Here is a 24,369-nt window from a genome sequence, read left to right as displayed (position 1 = left end):
GGGTAAAGATAAGAAAAGAAATAGAGAATATTAATTGAGGAGGAGACATCTTGATCATTGTTTATATCAGCCTGGCAGTTATCCTGCTTTCACTTGGCTATCTCGGGTATTTTGCCTTTAAAACCTTTAAGCGGGTAAAGCCTGCCATCAACGACCTTTCCCAGACAGCTGCACGCATGCAGCAGAGGACTGACACCATTAAGGTAGAATCAACTCAGCTTACGGAACACCAGCAGCAGCTCATGACTGATATCCAGGTTAAAAAGGAAGCTGTCAATTCAACGATTCAGAAAGCAAAGCAGACACCCAAACCAGTCATGCAGCTCTGGAAGAAAATGAAGCCGGCTAAGGTTGAAAAGAAAAACAGCAATAAAACAAAAAAATTACTTGCGAGCTATGGACGAGGGTAATATAACCGTCAAAAGATAAAAGGGTCTGGAATGTGTTCATTTCCGGACCCTTTTTTGTTTTGCTAACATGATTATTTGGTTGGGGAAACCGATGCTTATTTTCAACTTCATGAAGCTTTTCAGCTTGTATGCAGCGGTTTTTTAATTAAATGGGTGCGTTTAGGGTCATTTTGATTCTCCGAAGATAATTTTATTGCCTGGAGGTGGTCTGAAGGTACTCATAGTGAGGCGTTACTCGCCGTTTTAAGGTATTAACTCGCCGGACATGAATGATTACTCGCCGTTTATTAAATTTACTAGCGAAAGTCCTTGGTTTACTCGCCGGAATAAGATTTTACTCGCCAAACTGCTGGATTTACTCGCCGTACAGCTAACATTGCAGCCTGCCCCGGGCTATGGTTTGTCATCAGCAAATAGGTTTTTTACGTTAAATCTAGCAAGTTGTCTCTTAACTGTAATAAAATTACTACTCCTTTGAAACACTCCTGTTACAAAAGGCTGGTATTCTATGTCTACCAAAGAAAAAGGAGAATGTCAGATTTGAAAAAATTTACCTTCTTTCTAAGCATGATGATTATCTTAACATTTGGAGTTTCTGGAGTTGCTGGAGCAGCATCGAATACATATCAAGTAAAAAGCGGAGATACCCTCTGGGGAATTTCTAAGAAATATCATATAACGGTCAGCCAGCTGAAGAGCTGGAACAAACTGAAGAGCGACCACATCAAGCCAAAGCAGGTTCTTAAAATAACTGCGGCAGCAAAGGCTGCGGCCGTCAAAAAAACGGCAGCAAAGAAGAAAGCACCTTCCTACAAGGAAATTTCGGTAACAGCCACAGCCTACACGGCAAGCTGCAAGGGCTGCAGCGGAGTTACCGCTACCGGCCTTAACCTGAAGCGCAACCCTAATGCGAAAGCTATTTCTGTCGATCCAAGGATCATTCCTCTCGGCACAAAAGTTTATGTTCCAGGTTATGGATATGCAGTAGCTGCGGATAAAGGCAGTGCTGTTAAGGGACATAAGATTGATGTATTCATTTCCAGCCACTCAAAAGCCCTGCAATGGGGAAGAAAAACTGTAAAAATTAAGGTATATAAATAATAGATAAAATTGTCGAGTACGGGAGCCTGCTGAATACAGCGGGCTCTTTTTCTGCTTCCTTTATTCTATTACTTTATTAAAAATGAGCCAAAAGAACTATCTTTATTTTCTAAATATTTGTAAGATTTGAGTTATAATGAATTTCGAGACACTAAACATTAACTTGGAGGAATACTATGAAGAAAAAAAAGCTAACCGCTCTCTCAGCAGCAGCTCTTTCTCTCAGCCTGCTGCTTCCTGCCACTCCCTTTGCGGCCGCACAGAACGTGCTGGCAAAGCCGGCTGAACCAAAAGCTGTGGACAGTTCTTCTGCTCCTATCGATCTTGGGATTGCAAATGATGAGAAATTGATTGCCATGCTTAAAAAGTCAGGCAAGATTCCAGCGGGCGCGACCGACAGCCAGGCTCAAAAAATCCTAAACAAATATCTTAGCACCCTCGCAAAGAACGAGCCAAAAGAAAACGGCTCTCTTAAAAAGGAAGCGTCCAAGCTGAAAAAGCAGGCTAAAGCAAAACAAAAGAAAAATGGAGTCAAAAGCAAAAAAGGAAATAAATTTGAACATTCCAATTCAGTAAAACCGGTTAAGGAAGAAGGAAAATGGAACGGCACCAAACGGGAGGATGAAGTTCTGGTTCTCCTGGTGGAATATCCAGACTTCCCTCATAACAACATTAAACCGGGAGAATCGGATATGTATTATGCCGATTATACTAAAGAACACTATCAAAATATGATTTTTGGAAGTGACGGCTATACCGGTCCAAAAGGCCAGAAGCTCGTTTCAGTCAAACAATTCTATGAGCAGCAGTCAGGCGGCTCCTATACCATCAACGGCAAGGTCGCCGGCTGGTATAAGGCTCCCAATCCGGCAGCCTATTATGGCGGAAACGACCCTGAAAGCGGCAGCGATGGAAATCCGCGCAGTTTGATCAAGGATGCCCTTACAGCAGCTGCAAAGGATCCAAGCCTGAATCTTCAAGATTATGATAAGGAAGACCGCTATGACCTTGATGGTGACGGAAATTACCGCGAGCCGGATGGACTGGTTGACCATCTGATGGTTGTCCACTCTTCTGTCGGAGAAGAAGCTGGCGGTGGACAATTGGGTGAAGATGCTATCTGGTCTCACCGCTGGAGCCTAGGGAATATATTTACCATCCCTGGCACGACCGCTGAATCCGATAATTGGGGCGGCCAGATGGCAGCCTATGATTATACTGTTGAACCAGCTGACGGCGCGGCCGGTGTATTCGCACACGAATACGGCCATGACCTTGGACTCCCGGACGAATATGACACACAATACACCGGTGCCGGCGAAGCAGTTGCCCACTGGTCCATCATGTCATCAGGAAGCTGGTCTGGCGATGTTCCTGGAACAGAACCGACAGGCTTCAGCCCATATGCGAGAGAATACCTGCAGAACTCCATGGAAGGCAGCAACTGGCTGACAGGATCGCAGATCAGCCTTTCCGACATTCCGAAAAAGGGAATCTCTGCCCTTCTTGACCAGGCTAATTCCAAGGGGACGAACAATGATGCAGTGCGTGTGGATCTCCCGGATAAAAAGGTAACAGTCAATTCTCCAGCAAGCGGCTCTTATGAGTTTTTCTCCGGCAAAGGGGACGGTCTGAGCCAATCGATGAAAACTGAAGTTGATCTGACCAATGCGGCTTCCGCAAACCTGTCATTCAAAACCTGGTATGATATCGAGAAGGACTTTGATTATGCAAGTGTACAGGCTTCAGTGGATGGCGGTAAAACGTTTGAAACAGTTGCCGGCAATCTCACTGTGGATGAAGACCCGAATGAAGCAAACCCTGGCCACGGCATTACCGGCACATCAAACGGATGGGTGGAAGGCACATTCGACCTGAGCAAATATGCCGGGAAGAAAATCGTTCTTTCATTCAACTATGATACGGATGGCGGATTAGCGATGCCAGGCTTCTATGTGGATGATATCAAGGTATCTACAGATAAAGGCATCGTCCTTGAGGACAATGCAGACGGCACAGTCAAATTTGATTTGGCAGGCGGCTTTGAAAAGAGCACAGGCGCAAGCTTCTATAATCACTATTACCTGCTGGAATGGCGCAACCATAAGGGAGTTGACCTTGGACTTGCCCACATCAGAAGAGGAAACAGCCTTCTCTCCTATGATCCGGGCCTCGTCGTATGGTATGTGGATAACAGCTATACAGATAACTGGACGGGCATCCATCCTGGCGAAGGATACCTCGGTGTTGTTGATGCCGACCAAAACGGGCTGAAATGGTCTGACGGAACAGCGGCCTCTAACCGCTATCAGGTCCATGACGCCGCATTTGGACTCGCACCAGGCTCGAAAACGCTCCTTAATGTAAACGGTCTGACATTGACCGATAACCTGATCAGGCCGGTTCCTATGTTTGATGACAGCCTGAGCTACCTGAATCCGGTTCTTCCTGATTCAGGCCGCAAAGTTCCAAACTTAGGCTTGAAATTCCGTGTAACAGGGGAAAGCCGCGACCGTTCAGTCGGTGAAATTCTAATCTCTAAAAATTAAAAAAGCGAAAGACGCCGGGTTTCTATGCCCGGCGTCTTTTTGCATGTATGACCGCTCGGGAAGTGTCCTGCCAAAGACCTTTTACCAAACAAATAATCCGACAATCATGGCGCTCAGCAGCGAAACTCCCACACCGCTCACCAGGAGCTTCCAGACATTCCTGCCGATGATTGCTGACTTCCCTTCACTCAATATGGAATTATATGTACCGTAAATCATTCCCACTGTGCTGAAGTTCGCAAATGAGGTCAGGAAAGTGACGGCCACGGCGACCGTATGCTTGTCCAGGTCCTTGATCCTATCCTTAAGATCGAGCATGGCTACAAATTCATTGGTCGTGATCTTGATTCCCATGAGCTGGGCTACATACAGGGCATCCTTGCCGCCAAGGCCCATAAGATAAGCAAATGGACTGAAAATGACCGAGAAAATCTTTTGAATCGTCAGCCCGCTGAAGACAAATCCAAGAATTCCATTGATGGCAGCAGTCAGTGCAACATAGCCGATCACCATCGCTGCAATGACGATCACCATGTTGATTCCGACCAGCATAGAATTTGAGATGGTCGAGAAGAAATCCTTTCTTTCCTCTTTAGGAGGAACATAGACAATGTCATCTTCCTCTGCTACATCGAGAGGATTCAGGATGCTTGCAAGCAGCAGGGCGTTCAGGCAATTCAAAGGTATGGCGGCAAACACGTATTGGGCAGGGACCATGGAGAGATAGGCACCGATGATAGAGCCGCTGATACTGCTCATACTCATTATCCCGAACGTCAACAGCCTGTTCTCCTTCAATACAGACAGCTGTTGACGGATGACTGCCAGCGCTTCTGTGTTGCCTAGGAACATCATCTGGATGGAGAAAAAACTCTCAAGCTTCGGAAGACCTGAAATCTTGGAAATGACCCAGCCTATCTTATCAATCAGCCAAGTCAGAATGCCAAAGTAGGTCAGAATATCGAAAAAGGTAATGATAAAAATGATTGGCATTAGAGCACTAAAGAAAAAATCCACATTTTCATTGGCCATGACTGATGGAAATACAAATGAAATCCCTTCCGAAGCACAGGCAATGAGCCAAGTGAAGAAGGCTGCGATTTTATTAATTACCCAGTTTCCGGCCGTAGTAGCTAGCATGAACCATGTGATCAGCACCTCCGCTATCAGTAAAACCAAAATGGGCTTCCACTTAACTTTCTTTTTTTGCGGAGAACAGAGGAATACCAGCGCCACTACCACAAAGACTCCTAAAAGATTCAATAAGAAAAACATAAGATCACCTCGGTGCTTATTTTATCCTGTTGGAGTAATCCTTATTCCTGCAGCAAGGCTAACCGGAACCCTGAGGGTGCAAGTAATCGAACTCATCAATCAATTGAAATGGAGAGACTTGTCATCAAAGCATCCCCGGGTGCAATTTTAACTAATTCTTCTCCGCGGTGAAATTCCCCGGTCCTCGCCATCCATGGCTCCACACATACAAAGTCCCCGCCTTCCTCTGTCCATAAATAAACGTATTTAAATTCTTTTCCGTATGTCATGCGGATCTTTTTATCTTTAGCCCGAAAAGAAATTTGATTGGTTTCTGCATCAAGCAGAGCGAGCGATTCCTTTTTGCCTGCAAGACTCAGCCCTTCATCTAGGGAATGGATGGTGCCATCATTATAGTCAAAGTAAGTCCGGGCATCCGTATTATAAGCCAGGTCCTTATCATCCGCAGCAAAATACGGGTGAAAACCTGGATAGAGCGGAAGCTCCTCAGAAGAAAAATTCTTGTATTCCTGTTTGATCGTTAAGGTTGTCCCCTTCAGGATATAGGTAAATTCCAGTCTGAAATCAAATGGATATGCCTTTCTGGTATTTTCCGTGCTGAGAAGGACGAGTGTAACCGAAGCGCCATCTTCGGTGCCTGATTTTACAGCCTGCCAGGGGAGATTCCGGGCAAATCCATGATTCTTCATTTTGTACGTTTTCCCCTTAAGGGTGTATTCCCCGTTTTCAAGCTGGCCCGAAATCGGGAACAATATAGGGATGCCTCCCCTGACATTTGCATCCTTATCATGAAATGTTTTTTCATTCATATATAATGCCTCATAATCTCCTGCCCCGAAGCTTGTTACCAGTCCCCCGCGTCCCGGCGCTATTTTCACCCAGGAACCGGCCTCCGAGTCCGTCAGTTTGAACATCATATATTCTCCATCTTGATAGGTGTTTACGCTGTACATACATAATCAATCCCTTCTCTTAGATAAAGTGTTTTTATATACATTGTAGCTTTTGAACATGAAAGTTGATTTCCACTGCTGGCACCTCGTTAAATAGTGCCCTCTCTACACAAGACACTTAAAGATACCTCTTATTGAAATAAAAGAAAAGAAGCCAGCCTCCCAAGGAAAAAGGCTCATTTAAACCAGCCTTTTTCTTTGGATTGAGTGATGGCTTCGATTCTGTTTTTTACTTCCAGTTTGTCCAGTATCGTAGAAATATAGTTTCTGACCGTCCCGGTTTTTATGCTGAGTTCATCGGCGATTTCTTTTGTGTTTTTGCCGTCGGCCACCAGCTCCAGGACCGCCTTCTCCCGTTCGGTCAGGGGATTTTCTTCCCCATACACATCATCCATCAGTTCAGGAGCATAGATTCTCCTGCCTCCCATGATCAAACGGATGGAGCTTGCCAGCTCTTCACTTGGGCTGTCCTTAAGCAGATAACCGCTTACTCCTGCCTTCAAAGCACGCTGGAAATAACCTGATCTCGCGAAGGTCGTCAGGATGATGACCCTGCACCCCTCCCCCGCAAGTTCTTCTGCTGCTTCAAGGCCGGTCTTCCCAGGCATCTCAATATCCATGATGCATATATCAGGCTGATGCTTCTTTACCAGGCTGATGGCCTCAAGGCCGTTCGAAGCTTTGCCGACGACCTCCATATCATCCTCCAGGTTCAAGAGAGAGCCCAATGCTCCTAAAAGCATTTGCTGATCTTCAGCAATAACGATTTTAATCATTAGAGATCCTCCCCGTCTGTCTGTTTAGTATCAATGGGAACCTTGATATCAAGTGCCGTTCCATAACCTGTTCTGATTTCAAGACTGCCGTTCACGAATTCAAGTCTTTCCTTCATCCCTGTCAGACCATATCCTTTATGGCCGCGGTCCGGTTCTTTGTATTCGCCATCATCACTGACTGTCACTGCCACTTCATTCCAGGTCTGCCTGATGGTGATGCTGCACATAGATGCCCCGCTGTGTTTTACCACATTATTTACAGCTTCCTTCAGGCACATGCTGAGAATATTTTCGGTCAGGAGCGATATTCGCTGCAGCGGCTTTTCCTGATCGAGGATCAGGTCGATCTCCGCAGCTTTCAAGATCTCTCTTACATGCACAAGTTCATCCTTCAATCGGATTCCGCGCATGGAAGAAACCATTTTCCTGACCTCATTGAGCGCGGTTCTGGCCGTCTGCTGGACATCCTTTAATTCACTCCGGGCCTGATCTGGATCCTTATTAATCAGTTTCCTCGCCAAATCACTTTTTAAACCGATGAGCGACAGCTTTTGTCCCAGGGTATCATGAAGGTCCCGGGCAATCCTCTGTCTTTCCTCCAGCTTCACAAGTTCCGATATCCGCTTATTGGCATCCTCGAGCTTTCCCTCAAGCACGCCTTTTTCCTTGCGGTTATAGATGCTGAATGGAAGAAGAATCACCGAAATCCAGACGATGATCACAAAGGGCAGCTGTTTCAGGAACACCCCTTCCCGCAGGACGATTCCATAATTAATCGAAACTGAAGCGGTGACTAAATGGATGAAGTACAGGGTGAAAAATGCGACCCGCTCCTTTATATTGCCGATAAAATAGGCAAGGAAAAAAGCAAAGTACACATAGCTGAAAAGACTTGTCGATGTAATAGAAATTGCTATCAGGATAATGGTCCATAAATATACCGGCCATCCCTTAGAAATAAAAGCAATCCGGTACAGAATAAAGAAAGTGACGGTCAGCAGGATCCCGACAACAATTTTAATAGTGGATGTGGACTGGAGAATATAGTAGAAAGGCAGTATACATAATACAGTCCAGATATAGGGAGCGATCCCTGTGTTCGTTTGTAATGAAAAATATTTCCTGATCATGCCGGACCTCTTTTTCTTTGGCTGTTTTCTAAAAGATTGTTGTTCGTAATAAACTTTATTTACAAATCTATAGTTTTAGGTTGATTACAGCATACAGAATGCAAAAACAGCCTCTCTTTTAAACAAAATCCTCTCATATAATAATAGCACGCAGAGACAGCACTGCTGATTATTATGCAAGAGGATCGTCAAATTCAATTTAGATTTCCGTTTCAGTCTTCACTTTAAGCCTTCTGGACTGCATGTAAGACCTCGCCTTCCTGTAAGTGACAAATCTCTTATCATTTTCATCCCAGAGCCTGAAGCGCAGGGATTGCAGGCTTGTCTTAAGTGTGATGGTCGGTACATTTTGAAGCGGCTCTGTATTATAATGTGCCGCTTCCAGATTATAATTAGGCACGCGGGGTGACAGGTGATGAACATGATGGTAGCCAATGTTCCCAGTCAGCCATTGCAGCGGCTTTGGCAGCTTATAAAATGAGCTTCCTTCAACGGCTGCTTTTACATACTCCCATTCATCATCTTCTTCAAAATAAGAGTCCTCAAACGTATGCTGAACATAAAACAGCCAAATGCCAAGTGCCCCTGAAATCAAAAAGATCGGAGCCTGCACTAACAGAAACGGCTGCCAGCCAATAGTGAGGCAGAGTACAGCCACGACAAGGGCAATAAGCACATTTGTCAGATAGGTATTGAGGCGTTCCGCTTTCCTGGCTCCCTTACGATTGAAGCGATTCTTCAGCAGGAACACATAAATGGGTCCAAGCCCGAACATGACTAACGGATTGCGGTACATACGGTAAGCAATTTTCTGCGAAATGGGAGCAGCCAGATATTCGTCAACCGTCAGCACCCAGATATCTCCCGTGCCGCGCTTGTCCAAATTGCTGCTCGTTGCATGATGCACCGAATGATCATGCTGCCATTGCGCGAAAGGAAACAGAGTCATAACACCTGTTATCGTCCCCAGGAACTTGTTTGCCTTCCTATTTTTGAAAAAGGAGTTATGGCAGCAATCGTGAAATATGATAAAAATCCTGGTCAAAAGGAAAGCTTCCACAACTGCTATAGCGAGTGTAAGGAAATAGGAAACCGATAGACTTTCGTACGCAAGATACCACAGTGCAAAGAAAGGCAGTAATGTATTGAACAGCTGGATGACGCTGTCCTTTGTATTCGGTTTTTCATAAGGAGTCATTTGTTTTCTTAAACTGATCAATTGTTGTTTAGACATCTTATAATTCCCTTCTATTTTGGGTTATTGCTTATTATAAACAATTATCCAAAAAACCTGCAGTAGCACCCGTCATACACAGGGTATGACAAATGTCATGGGTGCCTGGCCTACTATTGATTACATCAGGCTTTTTGACAGTAATTATCCTAAATTTTTTTTCTATATAGCCAGTCTAAGCAATGCTGAAGGTAGCGCTGGCCATATAATCATTCAGGACTTCTGCCGGGAAACCTTAAAAAAACAAAAGAACAGGTAAATCGGGCTCCCTGTTCTTTACATTAGAATTCTTTTTTCACTGACATTTCATGTTCTGCGGCTTCCAGCTTTTCGGCTTCCTCCTGCTGTATGCGGATTGTTTCATTAATTGTTTCCAGCAGGGTATTCTGAAGGGATTTAAGGGCTTCAATATGTTCCCCGCTTCCCGCTTCTGTGTGCTGCTGAACCTCTGATATATGAAGCTTCTTAACTGCAGACAGGGAAATGGAAATCTGATTTTTCCAAAGCGGGATGACAGTCATGATCGAAGATTGAATCTTTTCAGCGAGAAGATGGTTGGAATTCTGGATCATCCGGATCTGTGCTGCGCTTTGAAGGGCGATTTCCCGGCTGATTTTCAGGTCGTACAGCCGTTTATCCATCAATTCGACGCAATCCACCAGATTGTTTCCCTCAAAAATGGTTCTGGTTTTGGCAGCAGAAGAATCAAGTTGTGCCTGCATTTCTTTCAGGAAGACTTCTCCCGCTCTGATATAGGCTTCCAGCTCATGATAATAATCTCTCGTTTTTTCATAGAGCTGCTCCAGGGTATGTAAATCTGCCTTCAACACTTCCTTGCTGCGCTCGAGCTTAATGCTGATCCGGTCAACGGCGGCCCCTGAGCGCTGCAGCTTTGAAAGAACTTCTCTTGCCTCGGGCTGCTTTTTGCCAAAAAGTTTTGCGAAAAAAGAGAGCTTCCTTGGCTTTAAGTCCTCAGGATCCACCTCTGACAGCTTTTCTGCCAGGGAAGCCATGATATAGCCAATTTCCCGGATATCCTTTTTCTGTGCATTCTTCAGGAGCTGATTTGACATGACGGCCATGGTGGACTGGATACCGGCCCCGAATGCCAGGATGCTTTCAGGGCTCGCTGTATCCGGTGCAGTGACAGCAAGTTTCTTAGAGCCGGCAGCAGGACTTTCCGGACCGTCCGCTGCAGGCATTCTATTATTATCTAACATGTCATCAGGCATGATCATGGCTTGTGCGCTCCCCTGTTATGGCGTTTCGCCGGCAGTCTGGATAGATTTCTTGGCAACATCGATCTCGAAATGAAGCTGATCCATGTCTCCAGAAATCATTTGATAGAGATCCTTTTCAATCGTAAGGCCCAGCTCGTCCATCATATGACGGGTTTCCGCAAGTGACGCCTCTATTTCGAAATTGCGTTTTGGCTGTGAAGATAGGAAATTATACTTTTCGCTCAACTCCAGGATGGAATCGAGATGGGAAAAATAAAATTCATCTGCAAGATAGAATCGCTTTGGTTCTTTATTGGTAAGGCTGTATATCTTTCTCGTAATCCTGATCAGCTCAAGCCTTTTCTTGAATGAAGGCAGATGCCTGCTGAGTACGAGCGCTTTGTTCAGGCGGAATATTTTATGCTTTGCTTCATTCAGATTCTTTTTGATATAGCGGTACTCTTTTAATGAAATTCCCTGCTTTTTAAGAAAATTATATCTTATCGCCAGAAGGGTCGCTCCTGCTGCAGCTGCACCGGCAGCCAGGAAGAGCCCCATTGATGCCATAAACGTTGCATCCAGTACAAAATAACTGAGCAGAAGTACACAAGAGGCAGCTGGAACAGCGAAAAATGCGGCAATAAAGAAAGAAAGTATCCGGTTCAAATTTACCCACTCCTGTCTTTTGTCTTAATCCTTATTACGTCCATCGTACAAAAGAGTTTCACACCTGACCAAAACTCTGTATATCTACTAACATACACCAAAATCCCCCACATTTCTATAGACCCGCATAGCTAATCCCAGCTACGCCTCAAGTCCTAGTCAGCCAGAGGATTTCCCGGGAAAGGGGGACAGTCCCCCATTTCCCGATTATTTCCCACGTAAAAAGAGAGCAGACTGGCTGCTCTCTTAGGGAATGTATTGTTCGGTTATTTTGGTGATGACTCCATTTTTGAGTACTATATGGAAGGGGATGTCCCGGTAGCGTGATTTTTTCATTTCCTTCAAGAATACTGCCATGGATACTTTTTGTTTTTTGATATTGTTGGTCTTTTCAATTTGGTAGGTGACCATAGTGATGACCGCCTTTTTTGAAACAGGCAGGGTCCTTATTTTTGGATTCACATTGCGGATATAGTAGTCATCCATCGCATAGCATTTTCCCCGATCCCAGTAACAGGCCTTATCTTTAAAAGCTTCTTTGTTCGCCTGTTCGCCCCGGAACCACTGGATGTAATCAGCCTTGGCATAGATGCCCTTGCTTGTTGTCTTTACAGAATTCAAATAGGTGGTCTGCTTCTCAGGGGCTGCCGCATTTGAGACGGTTGGACTCAGCAGGACCATCAGGGCTGAAAGGATGAACATCAGCTTTTTCATAAATTTTTCCCTCCTGTGGGTTTTATGTATACGGGGAAATTCCGGCATGCTCTATATGATAAATACCCCCATAAATGTAAAATTAATCTCTTTAACTATTAGACGTTCAATATATTAAAAAGTTTCATTTTTTTCCTGAGCGGGACACACCTGCCCTTCAATTTTTTAGGCACTGGCGCATATGATATGACATCAATAAATATGTTAAAAACCTTTTCCCCGAGGCATACTAATAAAAATCGAGGTGGTACTTGTGGGTTTATTGAATGCAGTCACATCCTGGTATAAGGCCAGGTATGAAAAATATGTGGCCGAGATGGCAGATATGGGGTTTTGCCCGGACTGCCGCGGCCGGGGCTATAATCCCTATGCCCCGAATGAGTTTTATTACGCTCAAGTCTATGACTGCCCGGGCTGTGATGGAACAGGACAGTACGAAGCCTGGTTCATGGGCAGGGATATCGAATAACCTGTAAAAGAAATCTTTTTACTCTCTAAGCCGGCCTGGAAATCAGCCGGCTTTTTTGCCGGCCGCAATTTTACTTGTGATATTATCACATACATCATGCACCGCGGTTTCTATAATGAAGGCATAACAGGAAAGGTAAAAAACATGAAGCACAGCTTACAGGAACATTGATTGGTGTATTGGCACTGGGGGCCGTCATTCTCGCAGCCTGGTTCGCAGCTTATTTCTTCCATCTTTCCAGATAATTAGAAAAAGGTGATTTAATATGCATATTCATAAATATGAAAAAGTATGGCTTATTTTTGGAATTTGCTCTCTCTAATTCTAGTTTTAGGCATTACCGGTGTCAGCGCTTTTTAGTACAACCACCACCCGGCAGGCGGCATGTCTGTGATTGATCCAGCGAAAGTCAGCGAGATCCCCCAATTGATAAGCGGGGGGTGGGGAAAATTTCTGTGGATGAATATGAAGCCGTCATCGTGATCCAGGCGTTCGGCTTTTCGCCGCAGTCGATCACGGTGCCTTTCACCTAGAAAAGATTTCTGTCTTGCTCTCCTTCTTCGAAACCGAGTGTCCCTTTTGTACTTTTCCTTTCGTCCATAAGGGTAAAATTGTTTCCAAGCCTTCCTTGGAAACAACAGCCGTATTCTGTATAAAGCTTTCTCCTGTATGCATTGCGGCAGCACACATTTCCCTTTTAGTTAACCCACAGACCGAAGCGCCTCCTATGTGCGGGAGCATTTGCCCGTACACCGGGATTCTAATCCTATATTTTGAGTGTGAGGGGAATGGGTCATGAACAAAATTGGTAAATATGCATTAGGCATCCTCCGGCATGCTCCTTCTCCTGTCATCTGGAAGCATGGGGATACAGCCCCGCTTTTCCACCGCAAAAAGGCCTTAATCAAGGCCTCCCGGCTGAAGCTCGTGCAGCTTCAGGAGCATTTCCCGCTGTAATTCGGGGCTGCTGCGGTATTCGTCATCGAGGATGTTCCAAAGAAGCTCATGCTTTCGAGTCTCCACAAGCTTCAGCTTTTTGATCAAACTGCGGCATTCTGCTAAAAAAGCGGCATATGGCTCCCATGAGTGATCAAACTGGTTTTCAAGCTGCTTTTTCAGCTTCCGGGTCAGTTTGGGGCTTGCTCCGCTTGATGTTACGGCTATCTGGAGCATGCCCCTCCTGACTGTGGCAGGAAAGATGACGTTCCCTTCTCCCTGGCCGTCGACTACACAGACGAGCTGGTTTGGGGGAAGCTCCCGGGAGAGGGTTTCATTTACCAGGCGGTCATTCGTGGCAAGAATTACAAGAATGGCTCCGTCAAAATCGCTTTTCTCTGCCTTTTTTCGGATGATGGTGTATCCCCAGGCTTCGGAGAGCTCTTCCGTTTCTTTTGAAACCTCAGGAGCTATAAAGGTAATCTCGGCCTTTTCCTCACTCAGGACTCTGGCTTTCCTGGCTGCAATCCGGCCGGCGCCTGCTATCACCACTTTTTTCCCTGTAAAGTTCATGATCAGGGGCTGCATGTGATGTTTCTCCCTTCAGCACGGGCCGTGACAATATTCCGAATGGCGTCATGCCTGCCGAGGACTCCGGTATGGAGGATATCCTGCCCCCTTTTTTGCCTCTTCCTCACTTCGGCATCCACCTCAGCAAGAAGGAGTCCGGGAAACAACAGGTAAGGAATAACAATGGTCCTTTTGGCAGAGCCTGTCCTTAGCATCGCTTCAGGAAAGCGCGGGCTTGCCGCAGCCAGATAGCATACTTGAATATCCCGCGCAGGAAGCCTCTCACCCAGCCCGTTGATGATAGCGGCAAAATCCTCGTGAACTCCCGGGTCACTGCTGCCGCGCCCTACAATCAGCAGGGAATCGTCTGCCCTCACCTCGCCTGCAGTATCTGACACCAGCTCTGCGATGGCATCCAAGATTCCAGGCTGTACACCGAAGGGATCGGCTCTTTTCACAGGAACTCCGGGATACTTTTCCATCAGAGGTGAAAGGGCTTCGGGGATGTCGTGTTTAATATGCCCTGCCGCAAGCAGGAAAAGGGGCACAACCGTAATTTCCTCTGCGCCCCTTTCAATGCAGCGCTCATATCCTTCTTCTATGGAAGGCTGAGTTAATTCCAAAAAACAAAGCTCCTGGATTGGTGCGCTGACTTCTTCCATCACTTTTCCAATGAAGCCCCTGGCTTCCTTAGCCCCCTTGCCCGAACGGGTGCCATGGCCGATATAGAGGATTGCTTTCATATAAAATCCCCCTTATCCATGGCTGATAGGCAGATGGGGAGCGATCTCCTCATCAAACCAATTGATTTTATGATGAAGGCCCACGACTTCTCCAATAATGATCATACTCGGATTGGATATGCCTGACTCTTTGACTTTTTCTTCAATGTTTTCAAGCGTTCCTGCAATTGTCTGCTGCTTTTCCATGGTTCCCCAGTGTACAAGTGCAATCTGGGTCTCCTTCGACTTTCCGTTCTGCAGAAGCTGCTTAATGATATTGGGAAGATGGGACACTCCCATGTACACACATATAGTATCCACCCCATGAGCGAGATGGGCCCACTGATGCTCTGCCTCTACATTACCCGCCTGATGCCCTGTCACAAAGGCAAAACTTTTGCTGAGTGTTCGGTGAGTGACCGGGATTCCTGCATAGGCTGCCGCCGCTATTCCTGATGTAATGCCGGGTACCACTTCAAATGTGATCCCATGACGGACACACTCCTCTGCCTCTTCGCCTCCCCGGCCGAAGACAAACGGATCTCCGCCTTTTAACCTGACCACATTCAATCCTTTTTTTGCATACTTGACCAAAAGCGAATTGATGGTCTCTTGCTGCATAGTATGAAGATCGGGAAGCTTCCCGCAATAAACGAATTGTGCTTCTTTCTTTGCATGGTTGAGCAATTCGGGGTTAACGAGACGATCGTAAAGAATAACATCCGCCTCTTGAAGGCAGCGCAATCCTTTGACTGTAATCAACTCCGGATCCCCCGGACCGGCTCCAACTAAATATACTTTACCAGCCATCGTCTTCCCTCCTCTATAAAAAGAAAAAAACCGTCCTGCCGGAGGCTCAGATTCCCTAAAAAAGCCGCAGCATACAGACGAACACCTGCATCCTAACGCTCAGGGGCCTGGCTCCTCATAATAGGACAGCCCTAACTCTATTATATCAAAAATCAGCTATATCAAAAATATCTTACACTACCCAAGGATTCCCCGCTTCACCAGGTGTTCATATATAACTCCCACTGCTTCAGAGACACTGAGGGCGTCAGAGGCAAGGATGATTTCTGGGGAATGCGGTGCTTCATAAGGAGAATCGATGCCTGTGAAGTCCTTGATTTCACCGCGGCGGGCTTTCACATACAGCTGTTTCGGATCCCGCCGTTCACATTCCGCAAGCGGACAGTCTACAAATACCTCTATGAATTCTCCCTCTTCGAACAGACTCCTTACCTGCTCCCTGTCCGAACGGAAGGGGGAGATAAAAGCTGTGGTCACAACCTTCCCGCTGTCTACAAAAAGCTTTGCAACCTCTCCGATCCGCCGAATATTCTCTGTCCTGTCATCATCTGAAAAACCTAAATCTTTATTTAAGCCGTGCCTTACATTATCTCCGTCAAGCACATATTCACTGATTCCTTCTTCATGCAGGAATCGCGAAAAGGCATTGGCAATCGTTGACTTGCCTGATCCGGATAATCCTGTGAACCATAAAACACAGCTGCCATGGCCATTACTCCTGCGCCGGTCATCCTTCGTGATGGATGCCTCATGCCAGGTGATATTCGCTGCTTTTGTCATGATGGGCCCTCCTTATACAGTTGCTTTTTCCTTCATACCACTAATTAATACTTCAATAACCTCTTTACGGCTGAAGGTAGAAGGCGGCAATTCCCCTGCCCTCAGCATTTCCCGTACCTTTGTCCCCGACAGGATGACACGGTCTTCACTGCCATGCGGACAGGTCTTGTCAGAAGCCATACCTTCACACGCATTACAATAAAAGCTGTGTTCAAAGAATAATGGCTTTATGCCAAGCTCTTCTTCCGTAAACTCGCTGAAGATATACTGGGCATCGTATGTGCCGTAATAATCCCCGACACCTGCATGATCACGGCCCACAATAAAATGTGTGCACCCAAAGTTTTTGCGGGCGAGCGCATGGAATATGGCTTCACGCGGGCCGGCATATCTCATGGCGGCAGGGTATACTCCCAGCTGGACCCGTTCTGCCGGATAATAATGATCGAGAAGCACCCGGTAGCTTTCAAGCCTGATGTCAGCAGGAATGTCATCCGATTTCGTTTCTCCGACAAGAGGGTTCAGGAACAAGCCATCCACCGTTTCCAGTGCTGCCTTTTGAATATATTCATGGGCTCTGTGAACCGGGTTCCTTGTCTGAAAGCCAACAATCGTTTTCCACCCATTCCGCTCAAAGAGTGCGCGGGTCTGACTAGGTTCAAACCAAACATCCCCTGCCGGACCTTTATCCGATTTTTCAACGAGTACAATCTTACCGGCGATATAAATACTTCCCCGTTCAAACAGCTTCTTGACGCCGGGATGGGCAAGATCCTCCGTCCTGTATACCAAGCGGGCTTCTTTATGGAGATCAGGCGCATAAAGTTCTGACACTTCAATGACCCCGACAGTCCGGCCCTGATGAAGCAGCCTTACCCTTTCCCCCGCACGTATGTCTTCTGCTGCATCCTCTGATGCAGGCAGAGTCACAGGGACCGGCCAGACTGTACCATCTGCCAGACGCATATTTTCGACAACAGTTTCATAATCCGCCTTCCCCAGGAACCCCGCCAGCGGGCTGAAAAGCCCAACACCGATGAGCTCCAGGTCACTATAGGCTGTGGCGTCTATTTCCAGTTCTTTCTGAACTCCTGTCAGGTCGTATGCCGGATTGAAACTTGAGATGAGTTTTCCCCCGTGCGGCAATGGCAATGTCATATCTTTATCAACCTTTCTTCAATCATATTTTTAATGCTCTTCCGAAAGCAGGGCGTGTCCTGCTTCAGCAGGTTTTCTCATCAGGAACTTAATTCCAAATACAGATACAAGCACCCCCGCCATGATGATCACTGGATATACATTCCTCTCAATCACTAATTGGATGATTGTGAAAGAAAGAACCATGGATAGGACAGGGGATACAATCCAGACGGCAAGCAGCTTGATGACAATATCCTTTTTCAGTACCTGTTTACCATGCTTGGCAAATCCGATGCCGATGATGGAGGATGTAGTGATCTGTGTCAAAGGGACCGGTATGCCGGCAAGCGACGCAGCCGTCACAATACCCGCGCCCGTTCCAGAAATGATACAGCCTTCTTCCAGCTTTAGATCGGTAATTTTTTTTCCGTTTGTCTCAAGGACCCTACGGCCGAGAATAACGGCACCAAGGGATACAAAGAGTCCTCCCCAGAGAATGCCTGATGAGGTGGAAATCACCCCCGCGCCTACCAGGGGGCCGACCGCATTCGCCACATTATTCATGCCTGCCGAGAAGGCCTCGAACAATCCCATGACAACAACCAGGATCGAGAGAATGCCGGCTGTCTTCTTCGTTTGCAGCCAGGAAGCGAGCTTTTTATTTTTCAAGATGGACGCAGCGAGTATGGCAATGAAAAAGGCTGCCACAGGGGTAAGGAACCAGAACATGAATATCCAGAGCAGCTTAGCCGCATAGAGGGATTGATAAACCATTCCGGCCCCGATCACCGCACCCACCGTCACCTCACTGGTTGAGAGGGGGATGCCAAAGATATTGGCTAAAAACAAGGACAGGGCTGCCGAAGCCAGTACAATAACAGCAATAGCTGTGGTGAATGTGCTTTTGGGCACAATTCCGCTTCCAATGGTCTTGACCACTTCACCGCCTCCAAGCCATGCCCCGAGGAAAACAGCAATACCGCATAGCACAAGGGCATTCAATGGTCTCTGGATTACACCCGCTCCATAAGATATTCCCATTGAAGCTGCTGCCCCGCTGGCTCCAATATTCATGGCAAAAAACAAACCGATAGTGATGGCAGCCATCGTAAGCATCAAACCAACTCCTTAATCAGAATGCAGGCCGCATTCAGTTTTGCCTGTACCGGACCAGCGTCCTGCCCTGCTGTCACCCCCTGCACCAGCCGCCGCTGTGCAGGGGAAGCAGCCGATGCTTGGATATCCCTGGTCATGAAGCTTGTTATACGGCAGGTCTTTCTCCCTGATATATTCCCAGACTTCGTCCCATGTCCAATGAATCAATGGACAGATTTTAATATTATGGAATTTTTTATCTTCATTCAGGAACTGCGTCCCTGCCCTGAGCGGAGACTGTTCTCTCCTAAGACCGGAAATCCAGGCCTCTTTTCCTGAAAGGGCCTCCCGTAAAGGTATGACCTTCCGGATGGCGCAGCAGGTATCCGGCTCACGTTTCCAAAGGGCTGAACCATGCTGCTCCCTCTGCTCATCCAGCGTAAGTGCGGGCTGCTTCCGTTCAATTTTCAACGAAGGGAACCGTTTCTCTATTTGATCTATCACCTCATAGGTTTCCGGGAAATGAAGGCCGGTATCGAGGAAAACGATATGGGCATGCGGGTTGACCCTCTGAATCAGATCAATCAGTACCACAGCCTCTGCCCCGAAACTTGAGGCATATACAATCTTGTCTGCCGAAAAATGCTGATACGCCCATTGGAGTACTGGTACTGCTCCCTTTGAGTTATCATCCGGCCTGAAGATATTGGACTGTGCGAGCAGCTGTTCACGCTCATTATACGAAGGAATTGTCATTTTGCCTTACTCCTTTTTTTGCGTCATTTCCAAAAGCTGATTTCCCTGCTGTATAAAAAAAAGACGGTTCTCTCCCTGTTAAGGAGAGAACCGCCTCTAGTTTGTCTAGTCAGCGTGGTTTATTGGTTTGAAGGCGAACTTTTTCATTGCGTTCAATTTGGATGACTTTTCCATCCTGTACGACCAGGGTAATTGAACCATATTGCACTTCACTCAGCATTTGTTTGATGTGCTGAGCCACTTCCTCCCACTGGGATGGTTTCAAACGTTTCGCCTCCCTATATACAAAGCATAATTCCGTTCCTTCTACAATATGATGGCGGCATGCAAATGGGTATAAAAGCAGGGCCGCTTACAGAAAGTTCCCATAAAAAATGCCTTTCATATAGAGAAAGGCGCCTTGCTTAAGCACCTTATCTTCCAAAATGGTAAACATTTTGCTGGAATTGGCACCTTGCTTCTCGCAGGTTGCCGGGCTTCAAAGGGCCGCTCCCTCAGCCTCTCTAGATAAGAGTCATTCATTATTATTTGAAATTAATCCTACCATACTCATAAGATTTGTCAACAACTTTTAACTAAGTATTTTGAAATTTCAATATCCCTCTCCGTGCTTGTACTGACCCTGCTCAATATTATATGCTGCAAACAATTCCAAGTGCACAGGTATGCATAATAAGCCAATCTTTAGGTAAGACTGTTTTTGTGAATAAGCCGCTTGAGAAGATGGTGATCTCTGCATCAGTTTGCTTAACTTCCGCTGGACAGGCCCTGGCCTGCGGTGTCTCACTTCTTATTGTAAGCCCCGCTATCTTTAAAGTTCCTTCTTCAACGCCGGTCTTCCTCTCCTGAAAAGTAAAAGCCGGCAGAACATTTTGTTCCGCCGGCTTACCGTTTTCATCTTTTAAGATCCTATATTAAATTGACCGGTCAAGAATTTTTAAATAGTCTTTAAGATTTTTATAGGTTTGTACATCATCAAGCCGGATTCCAAGACTTAACGCAGCCTTGGCAAGTGAGGGGGTAAAACCGTTTTCCTGAAAGGCTGCCCTTCATCTATGACTCTCCAATTCAATCGGTCCATCGTTATAACTTCTCTCATCGTCCCTTTTCCCTCTTACCTCCGCTGCAACGCAAATAGAAGAAATGTCCCGTTCAGGCTCTCCCCAGATTTTCCAGACTGCAAGCTGCCTGTGCTGTCCAAAATGAATATACATGCGTTCTCTCCTTTAGAGCGGGATGTACTACTAATGCGCTGACAGAAGGAGTCCCGCCATTTAATAAAAGAGATGGGGTACAATTTACCTGCCGGCGTAATAACATCCTTCCTTTACCCCAAGAAAAAGAAAGTATTCCCAATTTCATACGCAATTTTTCAAGTTTATACCGGGATAATAGTAAAAAGTGAAAAAAGAGGCAGCCACCGCTGCCTCTTTTGAATCTGCCTTACACTACATATACAAAATAACCAATGAATACCAGGCAAAGCACATACATGATTGGATGGATTTCCTTCGCCCTTTTTATCGCAATCATATTGATCGGATACAAAATGAAGCCCAGGGCGATGCCTGTAGCTACACTGAAAGACAGCGGCATCATGATGATGGTGACAAAACTCGGGATGACGATGGCTGAATGATTCCAATTGATTTTGCTGATCTCGGTTGCCATCATCGCTCCCACAATGATCAGGGCCGGGGCAGTGACCTCTGGCGTAACAATCGACAGAACGGGCGAGAAGAACAAGGAAATCACAAAGCCGCTGGCAATGACTATGGAGGTAAAGCCCGTCCTTCCGCCAACCGCAATGCCTGCAGAAGATTCTACCATTGAAGCGGTAGTTGAAGTACCAAACACCGCACCGACAGTCGCCGACAATGAATCTGCCAGAAGCGCCCTGCCCGCATTCGGTATTTCGTTATTTTTCATCAGTCCCGCCTGGCTGGCAATGGCAATCAAAGCACCAGCAGTATCAAAAAAGGCTACAAACAAAAATGTAAAAATGACCGCCAGCACCTTAGGGGAAAATATGTCATCTAAATGGCTGAACACAACTCCGAAGGTGGGCTCAAGGCTCGGAATGCTCCCAACGACAGCCTTAGGGGTTTCAATGACTCCAAACGCAATCCCAATGATGGTAGACAGTACCATCCCAAAAAAGATTCCGCCTTTGATTCCCCTGTTCAGAAGTATGATGGTAATGATAAAGCCGGCAATGGCAAGCAGGGTAGGCGCATCTTTAAAATTGCCGAGAGCGACAAACGTATCCCGATTCGCAGTGACGATGCCTGCATTCTTCAATCCAATAAAAGCTACAAAAAATCCTATCCCTCCGGCAATGGCATGCTTCAAATCCTGAGGGATTATATTGATAATCTTTTCCCGTATCTTCAGCAAACTCAAGATGACGAATAGCACTCCGGCTACGAATACTCCAGCGAGGGTTGTTTCCCATGGAATTTTCAAACCGATGCAGACTGTAAAGGTGAAAAATGCATTGATTCCCATGCTCGGCGCAATGCCGATTGGATAATTCGCCAGCAGGCCGATCAATAGTGACCCAATAATGGCGGAAAGTGCGGTGGCCGTAAATACAGCTCCTTTGTCCATACCGCTCTGACTTAAGATGACAGGATTAACAACCAGAATATAAGCCATGGATAGAAAGGTGGTAATTCCCGCAATGCTTTCCTGCCTGTAGGTTGTATTCCGTTCGGAAAATTGAAAGTATTTTTTCATGATGTGTCCTCCGGATATAATATAAAAAAAAATCCCCCGGCACATCTGCCAGGGGAATTCTGCAAAGGGCAATGGGGAGGCTGAATGAGAGCCTATAGGAATTGCCCCTTGTAGACAGACTATTTATGGCAGCCTGGTAGAAACGTCCAAGCCATATTCCTGAACATATACAAGGTAAATCACTATTAAAATGAATAGTGAAAATAGTAACAGTGATATAGTCCCAAGTCAATAATCACAGCTATTTTCAGCCAATTAAGTTTATTGAAAGTGTTTACCTTGTTATGGGAGGTTTACCAAAAGATCCATCACTGAATCCAGTTCTTCAGAGAGGGCGATCTTCCTCCGGTAAAGCTGATTGAGCTCCTCATGATCTGCGCAGCCCGTTTCCATTGCTGTTTCGATTTTCTGAATATCACGTTCAAGGACTTCAATCCGGGCAAAGGCCACAGCCTTTGCTGCTTCATCCGTACCCTCCGCCTTAAAAGCTTTCTTGCCCCCTGCGTATTTTACAGCCGATCCTTTGACCTGCTGTGACTCCAGTTTTTCCTGCAGTCGTTTATACTCATCATAATTGCCCTCATAACTCTTCAACGCAAAATCTTCAATCGCAATCAATCGATCCGCCATTTTGTTTATGAAATACCGGTCATGCGAAATAAAGAAAATGGTCCCGCCAAAGTCTTCCAATGCCTCTTCAAGCGTCTCGATCGAATTGATATCCAGATGGTTGGTCGGTTCATCCAGGATCAGGAGATTAATATCCTGAAAAAGCAGCATCGCTAGCTTCAGCCTGATTCTCTCTCCCCCGGAAAGATGCTCTACCTTCTTAAACACACTTCCTTTATAGAACATGAATTTTGACAGATACTCACGTGCCTTTCCTTCAGGAATCGAAATGCAGTCCCTGAAGGCTTCGAGCAGTGTAATGCTTTCATCCTTAAAGGTAACGTTCTGCGGCAGATAAGCAGGCATCACATTTGCTCCCAGCTGTATCCGGCCGCCGTCAGGCATCTCTTCCCCCAGAAGCATTTTCAGGAGGCTGGTTTTCCCGCTTCCGTTCGGCCCAATCACACCCACTCTTTCACCAAAGGTGACCAATAAATCAGCGTTCTTATATATAGCTCTATCCTGATAGCTTTTGGACAGCCTCTCCGCTTTAATGACTTCATTACCGGAACGGCCCGCTGATTTGACGTTCAGATTCATATTCCGCCGTTCAAAAATGGGCTTATCGATTCTCGCCATTTTATCCAGCTTTTTCTGGATGCTGGCCGCCCTCCTGAAGAATTTATTGTTATCTGCCCTCAGCGCCCAATCGCGCAGGCTTGTTACTGTCTTTTCCATTGAATGAACCTTTTTCTGCTGTTCCCGGTAATGTTCATATTGAATCCGCAGATTTTCCTCCTTCTGGCTGACAAAGAATGTGTAGTTCCCTTTATACGTAATAGCCTCCATGTCTTCTACTTCCACAATTTTCGTGACCGTATGATCAAGGAAATAACGGTCATGGGAGACAATAATGATAATTCCCTTATACCCTTTGACATAGCCTTCCAGCCACTCAAGGGAATCCATATCAAGATGGTTGGTAGGTTCATCCAGAAGGAGAATATCCGGCTGGTGTATCAGAAGCTTGCCGAGCATCAGCCTCGTTTTTTCCCCGCCGCTCAGCAGGTCGAAATCCCTGGCGAGGAACTCTTCAGTAAATTTCAATCCTGTGCATACTTTCCCCAGCTTTTCCTCACGCTCATATCCGCCCCTTACTTCAAATAACTGAAGAAGATCACTGTATTTCTTCAGCGCCTTTTCAAGTGTATCCCCGGCCAGCGTCTTCATCTGCTTCTCAAGGTTCCGCATTTCTCTTTCCATGCTCTCAACCTCCGCAAATGCCAGATGAAGCACATCCGCCGCTTTTAGCCCCTTTTCTACAACCGGAGTTTGTTCAAGATAGGCAATATCAGCATGTCTCGGCCTATGGATCAGACCTTCGTCATATCCAGGGCTTGAAGTCTGCGGATATCCCGGATAATAATTCATCGGCTCAAGTCCGGCAATTAATTTAAGAATCGTGCTCTTTCCGCTTCCGTTCGCTCCCACAATGCCAATCCTCTCTCCTTCATAGGCTTCAAAGGAGATATTTTTCAGGACGAGTGCAGCATCCATATATTTCTTAATTCCATTCAGCTTTAATTCCAGCATTAAACTTTCCCACTTTCATCCATAATTTTCTGCCGTGCATTATGGATGCAGCAAAGAAGAACTTCATTACTATTGGGTTATAAATAAGGCTGTATTCGCAAACATTGCTGCTTTGAACTTGT

23 protein-coding genes and 2 riboswitches are annotated in these 24,369 nt (G+C 46.1%); of the genes, 4 read left to right on the top strand and 19 right to left on the bottom strand.

Annotated features, from left to right (window positions below):
* Nucleotides 1-50: 50 nt before the first annotated feature.
* The 3 genes from V1498_RS04175 (at nucleotide 51) to V1498_RS04165 (ending at nucleotide 4,060) form a co-directional block, all read left to right on the top strand.
* The gene (locus V1498_RS04175; RefSeq protein WP_409297047.1) at nucleotides 51-410 is read left to right on the top strand and encodes a DUF948 domain-containing protein; all 360 of its coding nucleotides are present in this window, start codon (nucleotides 51-53) and stop codon (nucleotides 408-410) included.
* 540 nt (nucleotides 411-950) lie between these two features.
* Nucleotides 951-1,511, top strand: coding sequence for a 3D domain-containing protein (locus V1498_RS04170; RefSeq protein ID WP_409297046.1), 561 nt, complete (start codon nucleotides 951-953; stop codon nucleotides 1,509-1,511).
* Between the two features lie 176 nt (nucleotides 1,512-1,687).
* On the top strand, nucleotides 1,688-4,060 hold the full coding sequence (locus tag V1498_RS04165; RefSeq protein ID WP_409297045.1) for an immune inhibitor A domain-containing protein: 2,373 nt from the start codon (nucleotides 1,688-1,690) through the stop codon (nucleotides 4,058-4,060).
* A gap of 81 nt (nucleotides 4,061-4,141) precedes the next feature.
* Here the strand turns inward: V1498_RS04165 and V1498_RS04160 are convergent, their stop codons facing one another.
* The 8 genes from V1498_RS04160 to V1498_RS04125 all read right to left on the bottom strand — a co-directional run bounded on the left by V1498_RS04160 (nucleotide 4,142) and on the right by V1498_RS04125 (nucleotide 12,028).
* Nucleotides 4,142-5,335, bottom strand: a complete 1,194-nt coding sequence (locus V1498_RS04160) for a nucleoside transporter C-terminal domain-containing protein (RefSeq protein WP_409297044.1) — start codon at nucleotides 5,333-5,335, stop codon at nucleotides 4,142-4,144.
* Between the two features lie 95 nt (nucleotides 5,336-5,430).
* Nucleotides 5,431-6,288, bottom strand: coding sequence for an aldose epimerase (locus V1498_RS04155; protein ID WP_409297043.1), 858 nt, complete (start codon nucleotides 6,286-6,288; stop codon nucleotides 5,431-5,433).
* Nucleotides 6,289-6,464: 176 nt separating this feature from the next.
* Nucleotides 6,465-7,064 carry a response regulator gene (locus tag V1498_RS04150; RefSeq protein WP_409297042.1) on the bottom strand — a complete coding sequence of 200 codons (600 nt, stop codon included), beginning with the start codon at nucleotides 7,062-7,064 and terminating at the stop codon, nucleotides 6,465-6,467.
* The gene (locus V1498_RS04145; protein ID WP_409297041.1) at nucleotides 7,064-8,194 is read right to left on the bottom strand and encodes a sensor histidine kinase; all 1,131 of its coding nucleotides are present in this window, start codon (nucleotides 8,192-8,194) and stop codon (nucleotides 7,064-7,066) included. Before V1498_RS04145 ends, V1498_RS04150 begins: the two co-directional genes overlap by 1 nt.
* A 199-nt stretch (nucleotides 8,195-8,393) precedes the next feature.
* Entirely contained in the window at nucleotides 8,394-9,428 is a 1,035-nt protein-coding gene (locus V1498_RS04140) for a fatty acid desaturase (RefSeq protein WP_409297040.1), read from the bottom strand.
* A 281-nt stretch (nucleotides 9,429-9,709) separates the two neighbouring features.
* Nucleotides 9,710-10,666, bottom strand: a complete 957-nt coding sequence (locus V1498_RS04135; RefSeq protein ID WP_409297039.1) for a toxic anion resistance protein — start codon at nucleotides 10,664-10,666, stop codon at nucleotides 9,710-9,712.
* A gap of 18 nt (nucleotides 10,667-10,684) precedes the next feature.
* Nucleotides 10,685-11,314, bottom strand: a complete 630-nt coding sequence (locus tag V1498_RS04130) for a 5-bromo-4-chloroindolyl phosphate hydrolysis family protein (RefSeq protein WP_409297038.1) — start codon at nucleotides 11,312-11,314, stop codon at nucleotides 10,685-10,687.
* A 246-nt stretch (nucleotides 11,315-11,560) separates the two neighbouring features.
* Nucleotides 11,561-12,028, bottom strand: a complete 468-nt coding sequence (locus tag V1498_RS04125) for a hypothetical protein (protein WP_409297037.1) — start codon at nucleotides 12,026-12,028, stop codon at nucleotides 11,561-11,563.
* A 253-nt stretch (nucleotides 12,029-12,281) separates the two neighbouring features.
* Here V1498_RS04125 and V1498_RS04120 point away from each other — a divergent pair, with 253 nt between their 5' ends.
* Nucleotides 12,282-12,497 carry a methionine aminopeptidase gene (locus V1498_RS04120; RefSeq protein WP_409291557.1) on the top strand — a complete coding sequence of 72 codons (216 nt, stop codon included), beginning with the start codon at nucleotides 12,282-12,284 and terminating at the stop codon, nucleotides 12,495-12,497.
* 900 nt (nucleotides 12,498-13,397) lie between these two features.
* Here V1498_RS04120 and V1498_RS04115 read toward each other — a convergent pair.
* From V1498_RS04115 to abc-f, 11 genes are all read right to left on the bottom strand, one after another.
* Complete coding sequence (locus V1498_RS04115) at nucleotides 13,398-14,021, bottom strand: bifunctional precorrin-2 dehydrogenase/sirohydrochlorin ferrochelatase (RefSeq protein ID WP_409297036.1); 624 nt, start codon at nucleotides 14,019-14,021, stop codon at nucleotides 13,398-13,400.
* A complete protein-coding gene (locus tag V1498_RS04110; RefSeq protein ID WP_409297035.1) occupies nucleotides 14,009-14,746 on the bottom strand; it encodes a sirohydrochlorin chelatase in 738 nt (245 codons plus the stop codon). The genes V1498_RS04115 and V1498_RS04110 overlap by 13 nt, the downstream gene beginning before the upstream one ends.
* A gap of 12 nt (nucleotides 14,747-14,758) precedes the next feature.
* Nucleotides 14,759-15,535 carry a uroporphyrinogen-III C-methyltransferase gene (cobA, locus tag V1498_RS04105; protein WP_409297034.1) on the bottom strand — a complete coding sequence of 259 codons (777 nt, stop codon included), beginning with the start codon at nucleotides 15,533-15,535 and terminating at the stop codon, nucleotides 14,759-14,761.
* A gap of 177 nt (nucleotides 15,536-15,712) precedes the next feature.
* Nucleotides 15,713-16,315 carry an adenylyl-sulfate kinase gene (gene cysC / locus V1498_RS04100; RefSeq protein WP_409297033.1) on the bottom strand — a complete coding sequence of 201 codons (603 nt, stop codon included), beginning with the start codon at nucleotides 16,313-16,315 and terminating at the stop codon, nucleotides 15,713-15,715.
* A 12-nt stretch (nucleotides 16,316-16,327) separates the two neighbouring features.
* Nucleotides 16,328-17,473, bottom strand: coding sequence for a sulfate adenylyltransferase (gene sat / locus V1498_RS04095; RefSeq protein WP_409297032.1), 1,146 nt, complete (start codon nucleotides 17,471-17,473; stop codon nucleotides 16,328-16,330).
* A 30-nt stretch (nucleotides 17,474-17,503) separates the two neighbouring features.
* Nucleotides 17,504-18,571: an anion permease gene (locus V1498_RS04090; RefSeq protein ID WP_409297031.1), complete on the bottom strand. Its 1,068-nt coding sequence runs from the start codon at nucleotides 18,569-18,571 to the stop codon at nucleotides 17,504-17,506.
* A 12-nt stretch (nucleotides 18,572-18,583) separates the two neighbouring features.
* Nucleotides 18,584-19,306 (bottom strand): phosphoadenylyl-sulfate reductase, encoded by a 723-nt coding sequence (locus tag V1498_RS04085; RefSeq protein WP_409297030.1) that lies wholly within the window; start codon nucleotides 19,304-19,306, stop codon nucleotides 18,584-18,586.
* 109 nt (nucleotides 19,307-19,415) lie between these two features.
* Nucleotides 19,416-19,547 (bottom strand): YezD family protein, encoded by a 132-nt coding sequence (locus tag V1498_RS04080; protein ID WP_409299134.1) that lies wholly within the window; start codon nucleotides 19,545-19,547, stop codon nucleotides 19,416-19,418.
* Nucleotides 19,548-19,716: 169 nt separating this feature from the next.
* A riboswitch (SAM riboswitch) is annotated at nucleotides 19,717-19,820 on the bottom strand.
* A 535-nt stretch (nucleotides 19,821-20,355) separates the two neighbouring features.
* Nucleotides 20,356-20,520: a hypothetical protein gene (locus tag V1498_RS04075; protein WP_409297029.1), complete on the bottom strand. Its 165-nt coding sequence runs from the start codon at nucleotides 20,518-20,520 to the stop codon at nucleotides 20,356-20,358.
* A 229-nt stretch (nucleotides 20,521-20,749) separates the two neighbouring features.
* Nucleotides 20,750-22,045 (bottom strand): NCS2 family permease, encoded by a 1,296-nt coding sequence (locus V1498_RS04070; RefSeq protein WP_409297028.1) that lies wholly within the window; start codon nucleotides 22,043-22,045, stop codon nucleotides 20,750-20,752.
* 91 nt (nucleotides 22,046-22,136) lie between these two features.
* A riboswitch (purine riboswitch) is annotated at nucleotides 22,137-22,238 on the bottom strand.
* Between the two features lie 89 nt (nucleotides 22,239-22,327).
* The gene (gene abc-f / locus V1498_RS04065) at nucleotides 22,328-24,247 is read right to left on the bottom strand and encodes a ribosomal protection-like ABC-F family protein (RefSeq protein WP_409297027.1); all 1,920 of its coding nucleotides are present in this window, start codon (nucleotides 24,245-24,247) and stop codon (nucleotides 22,328-22,330) included.
* Nucleotides 24,248-24,369 lie beyond the last annotated feature (122 nt).

The organism is Paraperibacillus marinus (assembly GCF_046237605.1).
Lineage (GTDB): Bacteria > Bacillota > Bacilli > Bacillales > DSM-1321 > Paraperibacillus > Paraperibacillus marinus.
This window is presented reverse-complemented; position numbering and strand designations above follow the sequence as displayed.